Origin of the sequence: Microbacterium resistens NBRC 103078, assembly GCF_001552355.1 — a bacterium.
Taxonomy (GTDB): Bacteria; Actinomycetota; Actinomycetes; order Actinomycetales; family Microbacteriaceae; genus Microbacterium; species Microbacterium resistens.
On record NZ_BCRA01000007.1, the window covers coordinates 1 to 17884 of the forward strand.

Consider the following 17884-nt stretch of genomic DNA (forward strand, 5'->3'; position numbering starts at 1 on the left):
CCGCGCCGCGCCGCCGGCGCCACCGCGCCGACCGCCGCGCCTCCGCCCTGAGCGCGTGGATCGCCGTGGTCGTGTTCGGCGGGTTCGCCCTGCTGCCCGTGTACTGGCTGCTCGCGACCTCGCTCACCCCGCGCACCGAGGTGTTCAGCTACCCGCCGAAGCTGTTCCCCACCGAGGTCACGTTCGAGGCGTACGCGGCCCTCGCGAACAACCCGGCCCTGTTCGGCTACCTCCGCAACAGCATCGTCGTCTCCGTCATCACCGCGATCCTGTCGGTGCTCGTGTCGGCGTACATGGGCTACGCGTTCTCGAAGTTCCGCTACCGCGGCCGGCGCAGCCTCATGTACTTCGTGCTGGCCTCGCAGATGTTCCCGCAGGCGCTGCTGCTCATCACCCTCTACGCCGTGTTCTCGGCCTACGGCCTGCTCAACACGTACACGGCGCTCGTGCTGTCGTTCACGACGTTCACCCTGCCGCTGTGCGTATGGATGCTGAAGGGCTTCTTCGACACCATCCCGGACGAGCTCATCGAGGCCGCCCGCGTCGACGGCGCTTCGCGGATGCGCATCATCCACTCGATCGTGCTGCCCCTGGCCGCGCCGGGCCTCATCGCCGCGGGCCTGTTCGCCTTCGTCCGCGGCTGGAACGACTTCATCTTCGCCCTCACGCTCGCCGGACCCGACAAGCAGACGCTGCCTCCGGGACTCGTCAACACCTTCATCGGCGAGGCGTCCACGGCCTGGCCGGAGCTCATGGCGGCCTCGCTCGTGGTCTCGCTCCCCGTGGCCATCGCGTTCATCGCCCTGCAGCGCTTCCTCGTCGGCGGGCTCACCGCCGGCGCGGTCAAGGGCTGACCCGCACCACCCCCTCATCCGCAGTCCCTCGAAGAAGAGAGCACCCCCATGTCCGAGAACACCACCGTCTCCCGTCGCCAGCTGCTGCAGTTCGCCGGGCTCGGCGCCGCCGGCCTCCTCCTCGCCGGCTGCATGCCGAGCGGCGGCGGCAGCGGCAGTCCGTCCTCCTCCCCCAGCGCCGGGCTCGGCGCGGGCGACTTCACCGCCTCCGACTTCTCCTTCTCCAGCTGGTCGCTGACCGAGGAGGCGGCGGCGCCCGCGACCCGGGCCCTGCTCGACGGCTACAAGAAGACCAACGACGTCGGCATCACCGAGGTCTCCTTCCCCTACAACGAGTACTTCAAGCAGCTCATGCTCCAGGTGCGCGGCGGGCAGTTCACCGGCGCCGCGCACGTCGACGTCGCCTGGCTCGCCTCGCTGGCGGCGCTCGGCAAGCTCGAGGACGTCTCGGCGCTCACGAAGGGCCGCGGCTACACCGCGTCGAGCCTGGAGGCCACGCAGCTCGACGGGAAGCAGTACGCGTTCCCGTGGACGATCGGCGCGATCGGGCTCATCACGAACTCCGAGCTCCTGACGAAGGCGGGGATCTCCGCGTTCCCGACCACCGTGGACGACTTCGAGGCGGCGCTGAAGAAGCTCAAGTCCCTCGGCGGCGGACTCATCCCCTACGCCGCCTCGACCAAGGCCGCCCAGCTCAAGGACGTCCTGATCTGGATGCAGACGTTCGGCAGCGACCTCGTCAAGGACGGCACGGTCACGATCGGCGACGATGCGAGCATCGAGGCGGTGACCTGGTACAAGTCGCTGTACGACCAGGGTCTCATCGCCGCCGACGTCGACCGCTTCGACGCCCGCTCGCTGTTCGCCCAGGGCCGCGCCGCCATCTACGACGACGCCCCCGTGGGCCGCGCGTCCGTCACGAAGGACTCCCCGGACCCCGACCTGGCCTCCAAGCTCGTGCCCGAATCCCGCCCGGTGCTGAAGAACGGCGACACCCCGCGCGCGCTCGTCTGGGGCGGTGCCATCGCCGTCGTCGGCGGCGGTGCCGGAGACAGCACCCGCACGGCCGCGGACTTCGGCCAGTGGGCCACGAGCGACCTGAAGGCGGTGCTCGGCGACTACGCGCTGCGCGGCCTGCCGCCCGTGACCGAGGAGGCGCAGGCCTCGAAGGAGGTGGCGTCCGACGCGTTCGGCTCGCGCTTCGCCGAGAAGATCACGGCCACCGCGACCACCAACCCGTTCTGGCAGTACCCGCAGTACGCCCAGATCGAGACCGTGATCGCCGACCGCGTGCAGGCCGTCCTCGTGGGTCAGCAGAGCGCCGAGGACGCGATGGCGCAGGCCGGCGACGAAGCGCAGAAGCTGCTGGGCTGAGGAGCATCGCCATGACGCTCCGCCCGAAGGCCGGCGCCACCGCTGCCGCCGCCCTCGCCGCACTCGTCCTCGCCGTGCCGGCTCCGGCCGCCGCCGCGGCATCCGACGTCGAGACCGTGCCCGTCACGGTCGACAGTTCCAACCAGTCCGGCTGGTGGAACCCGCTCGTCGTCGACGGCGACGAGACGTACTTCGCCTACAACGTGCCCGGCTCGGTGGCCGCGAAGCATCAGGTGAACCTGGCCGTCCGCGCCGCCGACGGCACGTGGACCTCAGGCTGCCTGCGCCTGGCCACCGAGGCCTGCGCGGAGTACGCGGACGACAACGGCCACAACCAGCCCTCGATCGCGATCGACGGCGACGGCTACATCCACGCGTTCGTCTCGATGCACCACGAGCCGTGGAAGTACTTCCGCTCCACCGCGCCGTACGACGCGACCTCGCTCGTCGACGTGAGCGGAGAGATGCCCGACGCCGGCGCCGCGGTCTCCTACCCGGTCACGGCCCAGGGGGCGGACGGCGACGTCTGGCTCATGGTGCGGATCGGCGCCGACCCGCAGGCCCGCCGCGACGGCGTGCTCTACCACTACGACCCCGCCGCCGGGACGTGGAGCCGCGAGACGACGATCGCCGCCGCCGTGAACCACTCCTTCTACCCCGACGACCTCGCGGTCGACGCGAGCGGCAAGATCCACGTGCTGTGGGAGTGGGGTCCCTGGCCCGCCGGTCCGTACCGCCACCTCGGCTCGTACGCGGTGTACGACCCGGCCGTGGGCGGCTTCCGCGACGTCGCGGGGCAGACCCTTCCGACCCCGATCCGTCCGGACACCCCGGGCGCGGTCGTGTGGCGCGGCTACGAGCCCGGCGAGAGCATCGCCGCCGCGGTGCCGGCTGTGCAGACCGCGAAGATGGCCCTCGCCGACGGCGAGCTCGTGGGCGTGACCTATCGGTACGCGGACCAGACCGAGAACGCCTTCGACGTCCGCTGGGCCACGTGGAACGGCACGGCCTGGACGAGCGAGACCCTCATCGACGCGGACGCCCTCGGGGGCGGCGTGCAGACCGTCGCCGCGCTCGACACGACGACCGCGAGCGGCGAGACCCGCGTGTACGCCGTGGTGTCGGCGCCGGGCTGCGGCGTCACCCGCAGCCAGACGGTGCTGCTGACCGCCGGAACGTCCGGATGGACCGCCGACACCGTGGGCGAGCCGGTCGTCGGCCAGCAGCGCCTGCGCGCAGCGACCCGCGCCGACGGCACCGACATCGTGTACCTCAGCGCCCCGACGGTCCCCGGCGGCGGCACGCTGCGGCACGCGGAGATCCCGCGTGACGGCCACGCCGGCGCCAGCACGGTCGCCGACATCGTGGCCGCCCTCGGTTGCGATGCCGGCGGCGCGACCACGGCCCTCGGCGGCACCGCGACCGCATCCCCGCTCCGCGGCGACCCGTCCGACTCCGCCGCCGACGTCGACCGCGGCTCCGAGATCGACGCGATCGCCGCCCCCTGAGCGGCACCACCACCCCTCCCGAAAGGAACCCACCCCATGCGCACCCAGACCGTCGAAGCCGACATCATCGTCGTCGGCGGCGGCCTCGCCGGAGTGAGCGCCGCGGTCGCGGCGGCTCGCCTCGGCCGACGTACCGTGCTGATCAACAACCGGCCGGTGCTCGGCGGCAACTCCTCCTCGGAGGTGAGGGTCTGGGTGTGCGGGGCGACCGCACACGGAAACCAGCGATGGGCCCGGGAGACCGGGATCATCGGTGAGATGTACCGGGAGAACCAGTTCCGCAACCCCGAGGGCAATCCCGTGTACTGGGACGACGTGGTGCTCGACATCGTGCGCCGTGAGCCCAACCTCACGCTGTTCCTCAACACGGAGGTCCTGGAGGCCGAGGCGACCGGGCCCGACGACGCCCGTCGGGTCCGGTCGGTCACCGGCTGGACCATGGGCTCCGAGATCCGCACGGTCTTCCGCGGGCCGCTGTTCCTGGACTGCACGGGCGACGGCCTGGTCGGCCGGCTCGTCGGTGCCCGACACCGGCTGGGCAAGGAGAGCCGGAGCGAGTTCGGCGAGGACTGGGCCCCCGAGCAGCCGGTGCGCGAGTTCCTCGGCTCGACGCTCCTCTTCTACACGAAGGATCTCGGGCACCCGGTGAAGTACGTCGCGCCGGAGAGCGCGAAGGACATCTCGACCACACCGATCCCCTCGTCGCGCATCATCCGCAGCGGCGACAGCGGCGCGCACTACTGGTGGATCGAGTGGGGCGGCACGCTCGACATCGTCGACGACAATGAGGCCATCCGCGACGAGCTGCGCTCCGTGATCCTCGGGATCTGGGATCACATCAAGAACTCGGGCGAGTTCGACGCCGACAACCTGACCCTGGAGTGGATCGGCAACCTCCCCGGCAAGCGCGAGTACCGCCGCTTCATCGGCGACTACACCCTGCGCCAGCAGGACATCCTGGGGCAGACCTCGTTCGACGACGGCGTCGCGTTCGGCGGCTGGTCCATCGACCTGCATCCCGCCGAGGGCATGTACGCGACGGGGGCGGGCGCGGTGCAGCGCTTCTCCGACGGCGTCTTCGAGATCCCGTTCCGCTCGCTGTACTCCGTCAACGTCGACAACCTGCTGATGGCGGGTCGCGACGTCTCGGCCACGCACATCGCGTTCGGTGCCGCCAGGGTCATGGCGACGTGCGCGGCGATGGGCGAGGCCGCGGGCACCGCCGCCGCCCTCTGCTACACGCACGACGCCACGCCCCGCGAGCTGTACGAGCACCATCGTGCGGAACTCCGGCAGACGCTGCTCCGCGCCGACGCCTCCCTCATCGGAGTCGCGAACGAGGATCCCTCCGATCTCGCCCGCACGGCCGTCGTCACGGCGTCCAGCACGCTGCGCACGATCGGCACCCCGGCGAGCGCGGTGGCCGACGCGGCCCCGCACACGCTCGTCGACGACCTCGGCATCGTCGTGCCCGTGCACCCGCGCCTGGACACGACCGAGCTGCTGCTCAGCGCCGAGACGGACACCCAGGTCACGGTGGAGGTCTGGTCCACGGGCCGACCGCAGAACGTCGTGCCCGCCGTGCTCGAGCACCGCACCGTGGTCGAGGTCCCGGCCGGAGGCCCGTCCTGGGTGCGGGCTGAGACCCCCTTCTCCCCGGGCGAGCCACAGAACGCGATCGTCGTGCTGCGCGCGAATCCGCAGGTGCAGGTACACCTCTGCTCGGCGCTGCCGCCCGGAGTGCTCACCCTCGTGCACCGGGTCGACAACGACGACCGCAACGTGGAGGTCGACCGCGACGGCCTCCTCGTGCAGTGGCCGACCAAGCCGCTGCGCGGCCGGGTGCCGGCGTTCCGTACGAGTCCGGCCTCCGAGGCCGTGGCGCCGGAGCGCTCCACCTCGGGCTACAACCGTCCCTACGGCGGGCCGCACCTCTGGGCGTCGGATCCGGAGGCGGAGGGCCCGCACTGGCTGCGACTGGACTGGGATCGGCCGGTCACCGCCTCCGAGATCCGCCTCGTGTTCGACGACGACGTGGACCTCGAGCTCAACACCCTGCACCACCACCGCAGCCCCGACGAGGTGCTGCCGCAGCTCGTCCGCGACTACCGCGTCGAGGTGCGGCCGGAGAGATCCGACGAATGGCGGACCGTGGCGGTCGAGCGCGACAACCGACACCGGCTGCGGGTGCACCCGCTGCCGGCGGACCTCGGTCCGTTCGCGGCCGCCCGCCTCGTGGTGGAGCGGACGAACGGCGTCGCGGAGGCGCGCGTGATCGCGTTCCGAGTGCAATCGTGACGGAGAGCGCTAACGTGAAGGGCATCCGTCGCCCCGGCGGAGACCGTCGTCCCTCCAGGAGGTCGCCCGTGACCACGGCGCCCGGCGACCGCGTGCTCCCGGTCGCGCGCGCCACCCGGACCGGGCTCATCGCCCTCGCCGTGCCGCATCTCGAGGAGCCGTACTTCGCCGAGCTCGGCTCGCGGATCGTGCGCGGCGCCGACGAGCGCGGGCTGGCCGTGCTGATCGTGCAGACCGAGGGTGACCACGGCCGCGAGATCGACGTCGCCAACGGCGTCGGCCTGCCCCCCATCGACGGACTGATCCACATCCCGCGCTCGCTCACGGTCGCGGACCTCACGCGCCGGACGTCCCCCGGCCCGCTCGTGCTGCTGGGCGAGCACATCCAGGTGAGCCCGTTCACCCACGTGACGATCGACAACCGCGCGGCCGCCGCCACCGCGACGGAGCATCTGCTCGCGGTGGGCTGCCGCCGGATCGGCTTCGTCGGGCGCCGGGACGCCCGCCCCTCGGACGCCGCCGATCGTCGGCACGCCGGCTATCTGGAGGCCCTGGCCGCCGCGGGGATCACGGCCGATCCCGCCCTCACCGCCCAGGTCGACGCGTTCACGGCCGAGGAGGGCGCGCGCGTCGCCGGAGCCATGGCCACCGCCGTCGCCGACCTCGACGGCATCGTCTGCTCGAACGACTCGGTCGCCCTCGGCGCCCTCGCCGCTCTGCAGGCCCAGGGACGCGACGTCCCGCGGGACATCGCCGTCGTCGGCATCGACGACATCCGGGCCGCACGTTTCGCCGTCCCTGCCCTCAGCACCATCGCCCCCGACCACGCCCGGCTCGTGGACGCCGCCTTCACGGAGCTGGAGCGGCAGATCTCCGCGCCTCCCGGGGCCGACCTCCCGGTGCGGCACGTGACGGTCGGCGCCCGCCTCATCCCGCGGGCGAGCACCGCACGATGACGGCGGCGGACTCAGTCCGCGAGGGCCGTCGCGAGCCCGTGCTCGCCGACGCCGCCCCTCGGCGCGACGTGCAGGATGCCGACGTGAGCGGCGAGCCGCTCGCGTGCGGTCTCGTCGAGCCCGTCGTCGGTGACGAGACGGTCGATGTCGCTGAGGTCGGCGACGGTGGTGAGCCCGACCACCCCCCAGCGCCCGTGCTCGGCGAGGACGACGACCTCGCGTCCCGCGGCCATGAGCGCGCGGTTGGTCTCGGCCTCCAGGAGGTTCATGGTCGTGATGCCGGCCTGCTCGTCGAGGCCGTGGGCGTCGAGGAAGACGAGATCGCAGTGCAGGTGCTCGAGGGCGCGGACGGCGACCGGCCCGACGAGGGCCTGGGACGGCGTGCGCACGCCCCCGGTCAGCACCACCGTCTGCGTGTAGGGAGCGTCTGCGCGGTCCGGCGGCGAGAACAGGTCGGAGACCGGGAGGGCGTTGGTGACGACGGTGAGCTCCGGCACGCGCACGAGCTCCCGTGCGAGGGCGAGCGCCGTGGGGCCGCCGGAGATGCCGACGGCCATCCCCGGCTCGACGAGGCCCGCGGCCGTCGCCACGATCGCGCGCTGCTCCGCCGACGCCGCCGGCGCCGGCACGAGACGCGGGTTCCCGCGCGCCCGCACACCGCCGCGGATGCGCTCGACGGCGCCTTCCTCGGCCAGCTGGTCGATGTCCCGGCGCACCGTCATCTCGCTCACCCGCAGCATCGCGACCAGCTCGCCGATCGAGACGGTGCCGCGGTCGCGGGTCAGGGCGAGGATGCGCTCGCGTCGTTCCGTGACCAGCACGCGGTCTCCTTCCGATGGAGCCTCCAGTCTGCCACCCGGCCCGGCGACGTGCTGCGGCCGACCCGCCCCCGCCCGCCCCGCACCCGGAACAGGACCCCTCACCCCGCATGACCCTCCCCGCCCCATACGACACCTGGTTCCCCGACGCCGCGTTCGACGGCAGCTACGGCCGGAGCGAGGCCGACCTCCGCGCCGTGCACCCCGTCCCCGCGCCGCCCGGCTTCGCCGATCGCTGGCGACGCTGGCGACGAGAGGCCGCGGCCGTGGACGCCGCCCCCGTCGTCCTCTCCGCCACCGAGGCGCAGGGCCGACGGGTGACCGTCGTCGAGCACTCGGGCGTGGACGGCGTGCGGCTGCGCGCGTGGGTCGTGCATCCCCGCCATGGGGCCCCGCGCGCGGGCGTCGTGCACGGTCACGGCTATGGCGGCCGCGATGCCGTCGATCTCGCGCGGGTGCCGGAAGACGTCGCGGCGGTCTACCCTGTGGCCCGCGGCCTCGGCACGCTGAACGCCGGGATCGGGGCGCCCGAGCCCACATCGGAGCACGTGCTCGCCGGCATCGACGACCCCGAGCGCTACGCCCTCGGGCTGTGCGCACGGGATCTGTGGCTGGCCGCCGACGCCCTGGTCGCTCTCGTCGGCGAACTGCCCCTCTACTACATCGGCGAGAGCTTCGGCGGCGGCATCGGCGCGCTCGCCCTGCCATGGGACGACCGCTTCGTCGGCGCCACCCTCGTCGTGCCGAGCTTCGGCCAGTACGACGAACGCCTCGCCGTGCCGTGCCTGGGAAGCGGCGAGGCCGTCCGTCAGCACGTGCGGCGGCACCCGGAGGCCCGCGAGGTGCTGCGGTGGTTCGACGCCTCGACGAGCATCGGGTACGCCGGCCTCCCGGTCCGTGTGGAGGCGGCGCTGTGGGACCAGTACGTGCCGCCGCAGGGCCAGTTCGCCGTCGCCGCCGGGGCGCGCCTGCTCGATCTCGCGGTGCTTCCCGCGGGTCATGCCGAGTACCCGGGATGGCAGGACGTGACGGCGGACGCCATCCGCGGAGGCCGTGCGCACCTGGAGCGCGCGCTCGCGGGCTGAGCGCCGCCGGTCCCCGTGGAACGTCCGGACTGCGCGATAGGGTGACCGAGGCGGAGGGGACGCAGCGCACCCTCCGAACGCACGGGGGAGGTGACGGTGAGCGGGAACGAGACCGCGGATCCGCGGGACGGCGAGGACGGCTTCCCGCCCGTGCCGCCCCTGGCTCCGCCGCTGGGCCCCACGGCACCCCCGCCGTCGCCGACTCCGCTCGGATCGCCTGCGCCGGCCGGACAGCCCCTGCCCCCGTATGCCGCGAACGCACCCCGAACATCCGCCGCCCCGGCCCCGGCGGCCCCCGCGACGGCACCGCTGCCGCCCTACGCGCGGACACTCCCCTTCGATCAGGGCGCCGTCCCCGCGTCGCCCTCGCTCCCTGTGCCGCCCCGGAGGATGAACGGGACGCTCAAGGGCCTGCTGATCGCGGTGCCGATCTTTCTCCTGCTCATCGTGGGGGTCGGCGCCTTCAGCACGATCCTCACGGTCACGCGCGACGTGAGCAGCGAGCCGCTCGCCCCGTTCCCGACCATCCCGCCGATTCCGACCCTCACCCCGGTGGCGCCGCTCTCGCCCACGCCCACCGACGCCGCCGAGCCGGACCCGACGCTCACGGACGACCCGGAGATCCCCGGCACCGGCTCCGTGGGCGACCGGCTGGGGGAGCTTGCGGAGCAGTACCGCCAGGCCAGGGACGACGGAACGCTCTGGGAACGCATCCCCGACACGGAACGCAACCGTGCGGCCGTCTCCGCGTTCCTCTACCTCATCACCGACATGAAGATCGCGACGATCTGGGGAGTGGACAAGGAGACGCAGGCCCAGTACGCGCAGGACGCGCAGCGCCTCGAGGAGCGCCTGCTCGCGCAGGAGCCGCTCGGCACCTCGGTGGAGATCACGTTCGAGGACGGGCGCGTCTTCCGCTACGACGGCGAGACCGGTGAAGGCGGGTACACTGAGCCGGAAGGGTGAGACGCCCTCTCTCCCGCCCCGGGTCGCTCCGGCGCCCCGCCCTCGTCCAGCAACGCCGCGGGCCGCACCCCGAGCAGTTCCGCGATCCGCAAGAGCTCTCCGAACGAGAATGCCACGTCGCCGCTCACCTTCCTGCGAAGCGCCGAGTAGGAGATGTCCGTCCGATCCGCGAGCTGCCGGATCGACAGACCGGACCGCGTCACTGCGCCCCTGACGTTCTCTGCGACGACGGCGCATGGATGAGTGGGCATATAGGCAAGATAAGTGCTCGATCGAGCAATCGCAAGCGTCGGGACGCTCGATATGAGTACGGCGATTGCTCATTCCTGGCGATAGGGTCTCCCCATGGACAGTCGTGAGCGCGCCTTACAGTTCACCCGGTTCGTGGGTCTCGAGCTCAAGGGACGGATCACGACGCGGGGGTTCACGGCGAAGATCGTCGCCGAACGTACACACAGATCCGCCTCCGCGCTCAACCGATGGCTGAACGGCCATGTGGAGCTGCCTCTCGCCGTGCTCTGCGAGACGTGCGAGCTCATCGGGGCCGACCCGGCTCAGATCATCGACGCCGCCTACGACCGCCTGATCGCGGAGTACGACCCCGCCGCCCCGGACTCCGACGGCACCGAGCTCGATGTCCGAGGGGCACCCGATACTCGGAGGAACCCGCTCGCCGCCAAGCGGGGATCCCGAAAGTCGGACGACCAACCGCACAAGGAGGCGAGCCGTGCAGACGCTCCTCCGCCTCGCAAGGGCACAGGACGTGGCGGTCGTGAGCGCCCATCTGCCGGGTGACCTCCTCGGCTGCTTCCTCCCGGAGGAGCGCACGATCTATCTCGATGCACGGCTGACGCCGATCGAGCGCCGGTCCGTCCTCGCGCACGAGCTCGGCCATGTGCGGCACGGTCACCCGCGGACAGGGCGGCGTTCGGCCCAGGACGTGGCCTCGGAGGAGCGCCAGGCAGACCGGTTCGCAGCCTTCCTCCTGGTGGACCCCGAGGCGTACGCGAGGCTCGAGCGGATCGACCCCGACCCCGCGACGATCGCGGACGAGCTGGGCGTCACCCGCGACATCGTGGACACGTTCCGCACACAGTGCATGACCCGTCTCGAGGACGCCTCCTATGCGTTCCCGCGCATGGGTCGCGGGCAATGGTCCTACCGCGCGGCACCCTTCGACCCGTCCGACCCGGCATGGCGCGCGGAGCCGGAGGAGCCGCCGGACGGGTCGGACGCGCCCGACCGCCCTCTCCCACGGAGGAGTCCCCGGTGAGGACCACGCCTCCCCACGACGCGTGGTTCCCGGACGTGGCCCTGTCGTCCCCGGGGAGCGCCGCCCACCTCACCCCTGAGCGCTACCGCTCCCGGCCGGACGAGCCGGCACCCCGCCCGGACACCGGTTCGACGAGCGGCGGCGGCTTCGGCTCGCCGAGCTTGACCACGACGACGCCCGCCAGCACCAGCGCTCCGCCGGCGAGCTGCCACGGCCCGGGGAGCTGGCCGAGCAGGAGCCATCCGAACAGCAGCGCGGCGATGACCTCCGCCAGGGCGACGAAGGAGGCCACGCGCGAGCCGAGCATGCGCGTGGACGCGATGCCGAGGACGTAGGCGAGCGCCGTGGCCAGGATCCCCACGGCGAGCACGGGGACGAACCAGGGCACCGTGCCGAACCGGTACGCGACGTCGGCCGTGGTCCATGCCATCGGCAGGATCCCGACCGCCCCCGCCGCGGTCAGGCCGAGGGCGCCGACGAGCAGACCGGATCCCGCGAGCGCGATCGGCGGCAGCCCGGTGTCCGCCCGCCCGGACAGCAGGAAGTACGCCGCCGCGCCGGTCATCGCGCCGAGCGCCCACAGGATCCCGACGGGGTCGATCCGGGCGCCGGTGAGCACGTCCAGCATCAGGACGAGCCCCGCGAACGCGATGGCGGCGCCGAGGGCGCTGCGCGCGGTCGGGCGCTCCCCGCGCCGGATCCACAGCCAGAGGACCACCGCCACCGGCGCGGTGTACTCGACGAGCAGAGCCACCCCGACGTCCATCACGGCCACGGCCTGGAAGTAGCAGAGCTGGGTCGCGGCGACGGCGAGCAGGCCGTAGGCGGCGATCATCCCGAGGTTGCGCCGCACGACGGGCGCCTTCCCCCGCAGCGCCAGGACGGTGGGGATCAGGAGAACGAGCGCGGCCACCCACACGCGCGCCGTCACGGCGGCCCCGGGCGTCCACCCGGCGTCGATCAGGCCGCGCGCCCACGCCCCCGACATCCCGAACGACGCCGCGGCCGCGACCGCGACGAACAGACCGGTGCCGGTCGTGCGCCGGCGGGTCATGTCATCGGCGTATGCCTCCATGGGATGTGACGCTAGGCCCGCGCCGCGTAAGCTGTCAACATGCTCTTCACCGATGACACGACGGAATCCCTCCGCGCTGCCGTCCACCTGGTGAACACCGCCGAGCCCCCGGACACGCTGGACACGCCCGCACGGGTCGAGGCCTTCCAGGCCGCACACCCCTACACGGGGCGGATCGACCGCGACGAGGCCGAGCTCCGCGCTCTCCGCAGCCTCCGCCCGCGGCTGCGCTCGATGCTGCTGGCGCCGCGCGACGCGATGGCCGACGCGGTCAACGCCGCACTCGCGGACGTCGCGCTCGCCCCCCGCCTGACGCGGCACGGCGACACGGACTGGCACCTGCACGCGGTCGGCGACGACCGCCCCCTCGACGAACGCATCCTCATCGAGACCGCCATGGCCCTCGTCGACGTGATCCGGGCGCACGAGGGCGACCGGATCACGGTCTGCGCGGACGCCGACTGCGCCGCGCTCGCGCTGGACCTGTCCCGCAACCGCTCCAAGCGCTACTGCTCGACGACCTGCGCCAACCGCAACGCGGTCGCCGCGTACCGCGCGCGCCGGCGCACCTCGTGACCGGTCGTGCGGTGCGGGTCAGCCGTTCACGACCCCCTCGAACAGCCCGATGTGGTTCCCGTCCGGATCCACGATCACGGCCCACGCGCTCGTGTCGGTGATCGGCTGCCGTTCCATCGCGACCGAGCCGCCGGCCTCCTTCGCCGCCGCGATCGTCTCCTCGATCGAGTCCACCTCGACGTACGAGCGCGGCTGCGTGAACCCGTCCCCGCGGGGAGCGAGCCCGCCGCCGGAGATGCCGTTCGGCGCCCGCCACATCGGGTAGCCCTCGAACCCGGGCATCTCCGAGATGTCCCAGCCGAACAGGCCCGAGTAGAAGGCCGTCGCCCTCACCAGGTCCGACACCGGGATGTCGATGTGCGTGATGTCGCCGTGTGCCATGTCCGCATCCTCTCCTCGGGCCCCGATGGCTCGACGCGGACAGTCTCGTCCCCCGCCGACACGCGGCACAAGACCCCGGCTCAGGACGACGGGTGACCGACCACGCCCTTGCGCAGCAGGGCGTTGCCGTACTTCCGCGTCTCGCCGGTGCGCACGATGAGATACGCCGCCCGTGCGACGTCGTAGTAGGCGAAGCGCTCCACGAACGCCGTCGTCGCCTCGTCCGTCCCGGCGGCGGTCATCAGCTCGCGCTGGACGGGCAGCACCGCCCCGTCCGCCGACGCCATCAGGTCCATCCCGGGCGCGTCGTCCAGAGGGAGGACGGAGCGGATGGCCGCGACGACGGCCGGCGTGCTCGTCCCGGGGAGGTCCACGACCCGCGTCCCCAGCGCCCAGGCGGGGAAATGCGCGTCCGCGACGACGACCGCGTCCGAATGGCCCATCCGGTCCAGGTGCAGCAGCAGCTCCCCGGTGAGCAGGGGGTGGATTCCTTCGAGCACGGCTCCTCCTTCGGTCGGTCCGCCGTCAGGCGGGGATCAATCCCTCCGACGCCAGCTCCGCCCAGAGCGCGTCAGGGATGTCGAGGCCGGCGAGCTCGGCGTTCTGCCGGAGCTGGGCGGGGCGGCTGCCGCCCACGACGACGCTGCGGACGACGCCCGACCGCAGGGGGAACTGGATCGCCGCGGCCGGGAGGGGCACCTGGTGGGCCCGGCACACCGCCGCGATCCGGAGGAGGCGCTCCCAGAGCGCGTCGGGCAGCGCCCCGTACTCGTATCGCCCGTCCCGCGTCGGCTCGCTCTGCGCGAGCAGGCCGGAGTTGAACACGGACGCGGCGACGATCCCGGTGCCCCGCTCCGCGCACGCCGGCAGCACGTCGGCCGCCGCGGGCTGCTCCAACAGCGTGTACCGGCCCGCGACCATGACGAGGTCGAGATCCGCCGAGCGGACCGCGGCGGCGAGCGCCTCGGACACCATCGAGCCGACGCCGATCCGCCCCACCCCGCCGGCGGCGCGCACGGCCTCCAGCGCGGGCAGCGCCTCGGCGAGCGCGAGGTCGAGGTCGTGGCGCTCCGGGTCGTGGAGGTACGCGATGTCGATCCGGTCGATCCCCAGTCGCTCCCGGGACTCGTCCAGGCTCGCCCGGATCCCCGCCTCGGAGAAGTCCCACACACGCCTCAGGTCGTCGGGCACGTGGAAGTCGTTGTCCGTGTCCAGTCCGCCCGAGTGGTCGGGGTTCGGGCGCAGCAGCCGCCCGACCTTCGTGGACAGCACGAACTCGTCTCGGGGCTTGGTCGCCAGGAACGCCCCGAGCCGGCGCTCCGACAGGCCCAGCCCGTAGTGCGGGGCGGTGTCGTAGTGGCGGATCCCGCTCTCCCACGCCGCGTCGAGCACCGCCCACGCCTCGGCGTCCGTCAGCGGGCGGAACAGGTTGCCGACGTTCGCCGCCCCGTAGCCCAGGGTCGGCAGGGGAACGAGCGGATCGGTCCGAGGATCAGGCGTCGACACGTCGCTCCCCCGTCGCCGCGAGCTCGGCCCCGGATCCGCCGGCCCAGAGGTGGGCGGCACGGCTGGCGGCCTTCATCTCCATGCCCGCGCCGGGGGCGGTGGGCGCCGTGTAGGAGCCGCCGCGGACGTCGGTCGGCACCACGAAGTGCTCGTGCAGGTGATCCACGTACTCGATCATGCGGCCCTCCCGGGTTCCCGAGACCGCGACGAAGTCGAACATCGACAGGTGCTGGACGGCTTCGCACAGGCCCACGCCGCCGGCATGGGGGCACACGGGAACGCCGAACTTCGCCGCGAGCAGGAGGTTGGCGATGTTCTCGTTCACCCCGGCCACACGCACGGCGTCGATCTGCATGACCTGGATCGCCTCGGCCTGGAGGAGCTGCTTGAAGATCATCCGGTTCTGGGCGTGCTCCCCGGTGGCGACACGGATCGGGGCGATCCCCCGGGCGATCTCGGCGTGTCCGAGGATGTCGTCCGGACTGGTCGGCTCCTCGACCCAGGCCGGGCGGAACTCGGCGAGCGCCGCCACCCAGTCGATCGCCTCCGAGACCTCCCAGCGCTGGTTCGCATCGATCGCGATCGGGAAGTCGGGTCCGCACACTTCGCGCGCCTTCCGGAACCGCCGGATGTCGTCCTCCAGGTCGGCGCCGACCTTGAGCTTGATCTGTGTGAACCCGTCGGCGAGAGCCTCGCGCGCCAGCCGCTCCAGCTTCTCGTCCGAGTAGCCGAGCCAACCGGGGCTCGTGGTGTACCCGGGGTAGCCGGTGGCGAGCAGCTCCGCCTCGCGCGCGGCCCGCCCCGGCTCGGCGGTGCGGAGGATCTCCAGCGCCTCCGCCGGCGTCAGCGCGTTCGTGAGGTAGCGGAAGTCGACGAGCCCGACGAGCTCCTCCGGCGTCATCCGGCTCAGCAGCTGCCACAGCGGCAGACCCGCCCGCTTGGCCTTGACGTCCCACAGCGCGTTGATCACGGCGCCGATCGCCATGTGCATGACGCCCTTCTCCGGGCCCAGCCAGCGCAGCTGCGAGTCGCCGACGATCTCGCGGAACGTCGCGCCCATGTCATCCAGGAGCGGTTCGACCTCACGTCCGACGAGGTGCCCGGACAGGGCGTCGATCGCCGCGACCTGGACGTCGTTGCCGCGCCCGATCGTGAAGACGAACGCGTGGCCCTCGATCCCGTCCTCGGCGTCCGTGCGGATGACGACGTACGCCGCGGAGTAGTCGGGGTCGGGGTTCATCGCGTCCGAGCCGTCGAGGCTCAGCGACGTGGGGAAGCGGATGTCGCTGGTCTCCAGCGCGACGATACGGCTCACGGGGCTCCTCACTCGGCGGACCACGCGGAGGAGCGGGTCCCAACAGACAGTTGGAGTGTAAACATCCGATGTCTATACTGTCAACGCGGGAGCCGATCCAGGGGGTCGCGCAAGCCCGCCGTCCGTGCCGAAGGGAGAACCATGAAGTTCGCACGCCTGGGCGCGCCGGGATCCGAGATCCCGGTCGTCCTCGAAGAGGGCCGCTATCGGGACCTCCGGCCGCTGACATCGGATGTGAACGGCGCGTTCCTCGCCGACGATCCCGGGGCCCGGACCCGCGCCGCCCTCGAGGCCGGGCTGCTGCCCGAGCTCACGGACGCGGACGGCCTGCGCATCGGCGCCCCGATCGCACGCCCCAGCGCGGTCATCTGCATCGGGCAGAACTACGCCGCGCACGCCCGCGAGTCCGGCGCCGAGCCGCCGACCGTGCCCATCCTCTTCCTGAAGACGCCGAACACGGTCGTCGGTCCGAACGACGCCGTGACCATCCCCCGCGGGAGCGACAAGACGGACTGGGAGGTCGAGCTCGGCGTCGTCATCGGCACCCGGGCGGCGTACCTCGACTCCCCCGACGAGGCCGCGGCGCACATCGCCGGCTACGTCGTCGCCAACGACGTCTCCGAGCGCGCCTTCCAGATGGAGGTGTCCGGCGGGCAGTGGTCCAAGGGCAAGATCGCTCCCGGCTTCAACCCGACCGGACCCTGGCTCGTCACGCCGGACGAGGTCGACGTGCAGAACCTCCGCCTGCGCAGCTTCGTCAACGGCGAGCCGCGGCAGGACTCGAACACGAATGACATGATCTTCGACGTCGCGACGATCGTGCATCACCTGTCCCAGTACGTCACGCTCGAGCCCGGCGACCTGATCCTGACCGGGACGCCGCAGGGGGTCGCCTTCGGCGGGCGGTTCCCCTATCTGAGGCCCGGCGACGTGGTCGAGGTCGACATCGAGGGACTCGGCGGACAGCGACAGGAGTTCGTGGCATGGGAGGCGCAGAAGTGAGCGGGCAGGTCGAGGGGCTGGTCGCCGTCGTGACCGGCGGGGCGTCCGGGATCGGCGCGGCCGTCGCGGCGCTGCTGCACGACCAGGGCGCCCAGGTCGCCGTGCTCGATCGCGACACGGCGAACGCGGATCCCCGGCACGCCGCCTTCACGGCGGACGTGTCGGATCGTCACAGCGTCGACGCGGCCATCGCCGCGGTCGGTGAGCGTTTCGGCCGCATCGACATCGTGGTGAACAACGCCGGCGTCGGTGCGCAGGGCGACGTCGCCGCCAACGACGACGACGAATGGGCCCGGGTGCTCTCGATCAACGTCACCGGGATCGCCCGCGTGACCGCCGCCGCCCTCCCGTGGCTGCGCCGCTCCCCCGCCGCGGCCATCTGCAACACCGCGTCCATCGCCTCGACGACGGGCCTGCCGCAGCGCGCGCTGTACAGCGCGTCCAAGGGCGCCGTGTCCGCGCTCACCCGCGCGATGGCCGCCGATCATCTCCGCGAGGGCATCCGCGTGAACGCCGTCAACCCGGGCACGGCGGACACCCCCTGGGTGGGCCGGCTTCTCGACGCGGCGCCGGACCCCGAGGCCGAGCGGGCCGCGCTCAACGCCCGCCAGCCGCACGGCCGCCTCGTCTCGCCCGACGAGGTCGCCGGCGCCGTCCTGTACCTGGTCAGTCCGGCATCCGGCTCGACGACCGGGACCTTCCTCGAGGTCGACGGCGGCATGGCGCAGCTCCGCCTCCGCCCCGAGTAGCCCTTCCTCGCCTCGCCGGGCCCTGTCCCGATCTGCACACGGACGCCCGATCCGCACACGTTCGGGCCGGAATCGTGTGCGGATCGGGACGGGATGTGCAGATCGGGACCGAACGGCGTGTGCAGGTCGGGACCGAACGGGATGTGCA

General features: G+C 72.6%; 19 protein-coding genes. 12 read left to right on the top strand and 7 right to left on the bottom strand.

Going from position 1 to position 17884, the window contains the following annotated elements:
• The 5 genes from MR1_RS01000 to MR1_RS01020 all read left to right on the top strand — a co-directional run.
• A partial coding sequence (locus MR1_RS01000; protein WP_067242571.1) for a carbohydrate ABC transporter permease occupies positions 1-854 on the top strand: 854 nt, incomplete at its 5' end.
• Between the two features lie 48 nt (positions 855-902).
• Entirely contained in the window at positions 903-2228 is a 1326-nt protein-coding gene (locus MR1_RS01005) for an extracellular solute-binding protein (protein ID WP_067242573.1), read from the top strand.
• An 11-nt stretch (positions 2229-2239) separates the two neighbouring features.
• Positions 2240-3736, top strand: coding sequence for a BNR-4 repeat-containing protein (locus tag MR1_RS01010; protein WP_255218058.1), 1497 nt, complete (start codon positions 2240-2242; stop codon positions 3734-3736).
• A gap of 36 nt (positions 3737-3772) precedes the next feature.
• Complete coding sequence (locus tag MR1_RS01015) at positions 3773-6034, top strand: FAD-dependent oxidoreductase (RefSeq protein WP_067242575.1); 2262 nt, start codon at positions 3773-3775, stop codon at positions 6032-6034.
• A 68-nt stretch (positions 6035-6102) separates the two neighbouring features.
• Positions 6103-6990 (top strand): LacI family DNA-binding transcriptional regulator, encoded by an 888-nt coding sequence (locus MR1_RS01020; RefSeq protein WP_255218059.1) that lies wholly within the window; start codon positions 6103-6105, stop codon positions 6988-6990.
• Positions 6991-7001: 11 nt separating this feature from the next.
• Here MR1_RS01020 and MR1_RS01025 read toward each other — a convergent pair whose 3' ends face one another.
• Positions 7002-7811 carry a DeoR/GlpR family DNA-binding transcription regulator gene (locus MR1_RS01025; RefSeq protein ID WP_067242577.1) on the bottom strand — a complete coding sequence of 270 codons (810 nt, stop codon included), beginning with the start codon at positions 7809-7811 and terminating at the stop codon, positions 7002-7004.
• Positions 7812-7918: 107 nt separating this feature from the next.
• Between MR1_RS01025 and MR1_RS01030 the strand changes: the two genes are divergently transcribed.
• Both MR1_RS01030 and MR1_RS01035 read left to right on the top strand, forming a co-directional pair.
• The gene (locus tag MR1_RS01030; RefSeq protein WP_067242579.1) at positions 7919-8893 is read left to right on the top strand and encodes an acetylxylan esterase; all 975 of its coding nucleotides are present in this window, start codon (positions 7919-7921) and stop codon (positions 8891-8893) included.
• 390 nt (positions 8894-9283) lie between these two features.
• Positions 9284-9859 (top strand): hypothetical protein, encoded by a 576-nt coding sequence (locus tag MR1_RS01035; RefSeq protein ID WP_067242580.1) that lies wholly within the window; start codon positions 9284-9286, stop codon positions 9857-9859.
• Here MR1_RS01035 and MR1_RS20675 read toward each other — a convergent pair.
• Positions 9811-10110 carry a helix-turn-helix domain-containing protein gene (locus MR1_RS20675; RefSeq protein WP_084344260.1) on the bottom strand — a complete coding sequence of 100 codons (300 nt, stop codon included), beginning with the start codon at positions 10108-10110 and terminating at the stop codon, positions 9811-9813. The two genes, MR1_RS01035 and MR1_RS20675, sit on opposite strands and share 49 nt — an antisense overlap.
• 94 nt (positions 10111-10204) lie before the next feature.
• On the opposite strand from MR1_RS20675, the gene MR1_RS19960 reads away from it, so the two are divergent.
• Positions 10205-10654, top strand: coding sequence for a helix-turn-helix domain-containing protein (locus MR1_RS19960; protein ID WP_169797630.1), 450 nt, complete (start codon positions 10205-10207; stop codon positions 10652-10654).
• Positions 10632-11132 carry an ImmA/IrrE family metallo-endopeptidase gene (locus MR1_RS01045; RefSeq protein WP_067242585.1) on the top strand — a complete coding sequence of 167 codons (501 nt, stop codon included), beginning with the start codon at positions 10632-10634 and terminating at the stop codon, positions 11130-11132. Before MR1_RS19960 ends, MR1_RS01045 begins: the two co-directional genes overlap by 23 nt.
• An 82-nt stretch (positions 11133-11214) precedes the next feature.
• Here MR1_RS01045 and MR1_RS01050 read toward each other — a convergent pair whose 3' ends face one another.
• Complete coding sequence (locus MR1_RS01050) at positions 11215-12186, bottom strand: EamA family transporter (protein ID WP_067242587.1); 972 nt, start codon at positions 12184-12186, stop codon at positions 11215-11217.
• A gap of 60 nt (positions 12187-12246) precedes the next feature.
• Between MR1_RS01050 and MR1_RS01055 the strand changes: the two genes are divergently transcribed.
• Positions 12247-12783, top strand: a complete 537-nt coding sequence (locus MR1_RS01055) for a CGNR zinc finger domain-containing protein (protein WP_067242588.1) — start codon at positions 12247-12249, stop codon at positions 12781-12783.
• 18 nt (positions 12784-12801) lie between these two features.
• On the opposite strand, the gene MR1_RS01060 is transcribed toward MR1_RS01055, so the two are convergent.
• The 4 genes from MR1_RS01060 to MR1_RS01075 all read right to left on the bottom strand — a co-directional run bounded on the left by MR1_RS01060 (position 12802) and on the right by MR1_RS01075 (position 15985).
• Positions 12802-13164 (bottom strand): VOC family protein, encoded by a 363-nt coding sequence (locus tag MR1_RS01060; protein WP_067242590.1) that lies wholly within the window; start codon positions 13162-13164, stop codon positions 12802-12804.
• A gap of 80 nt (positions 13165-13244) precedes the next feature.
• On the bottom strand, positions 13245-13664 hold the full coding sequence (locus tag MR1_RS01065) for an RbsD/FucU family protein (protein ID WP_067242592.1): 420 nt from the start codon (positions 13662-13664) through the stop codon (positions 13245-13247).
• A 25-nt stretch (positions 13665-13689) separates the two neighbouring features.
• Positions 13690-14670, bottom strand: a complete 981-nt coding sequence (locus tag MR1_RS01070) for an aldo/keto reductase (protein WP_067242594.1) — start codon at positions 14668-14670, stop codon at positions 13690-13692.
• Positions 14657-15985 carry an L-fuconate dehydratase gene (locus tag MR1_RS01075; RefSeq protein WP_067242596.1) on the bottom strand — a complete coding sequence of 443 codons (1329 nt, stop codon included), beginning with the start codon at positions 15983-15985 and terminating at the stop codon, positions 14657-14659. Before MR1_RS01075 ends, MR1_RS01070 begins: the two co-directional genes overlap by 14 nt.
• Positions 15986-16126: 141 nt before the next feature.
• Between MR1_RS01075 and MR1_RS01080 the strand changes: the two genes are divergently transcribed.
• Both MR1_RS01080 and MR1_RS01085 read left to right on the top strand, forming a co-directional pair.
• Positions 16127-16987 carry a fumarylacetoacetate hydrolase family protein gene (locus tag MR1_RS01080; RefSeq protein ID WP_067242598.1) on the top strand — a complete coding sequence of 287 codons (861 nt, stop codon included), beginning with the start codon at positions 16127-16129 and terminating at the stop codon, positions 16985-16987.
• Entirely contained in the window at positions 16969-17736 is a 768-nt protein-coding gene (locus MR1_RS01085) for an SDR family NAD(P)-dependent oxidoreductase (protein WP_067242600.1), read from the top strand. Before MR1_RS01080 ends, MR1_RS01085 begins: the two co-directional genes overlap by 19 nt.
• Positions 17737-17884 lie beyond the last annotated feature (148 nt).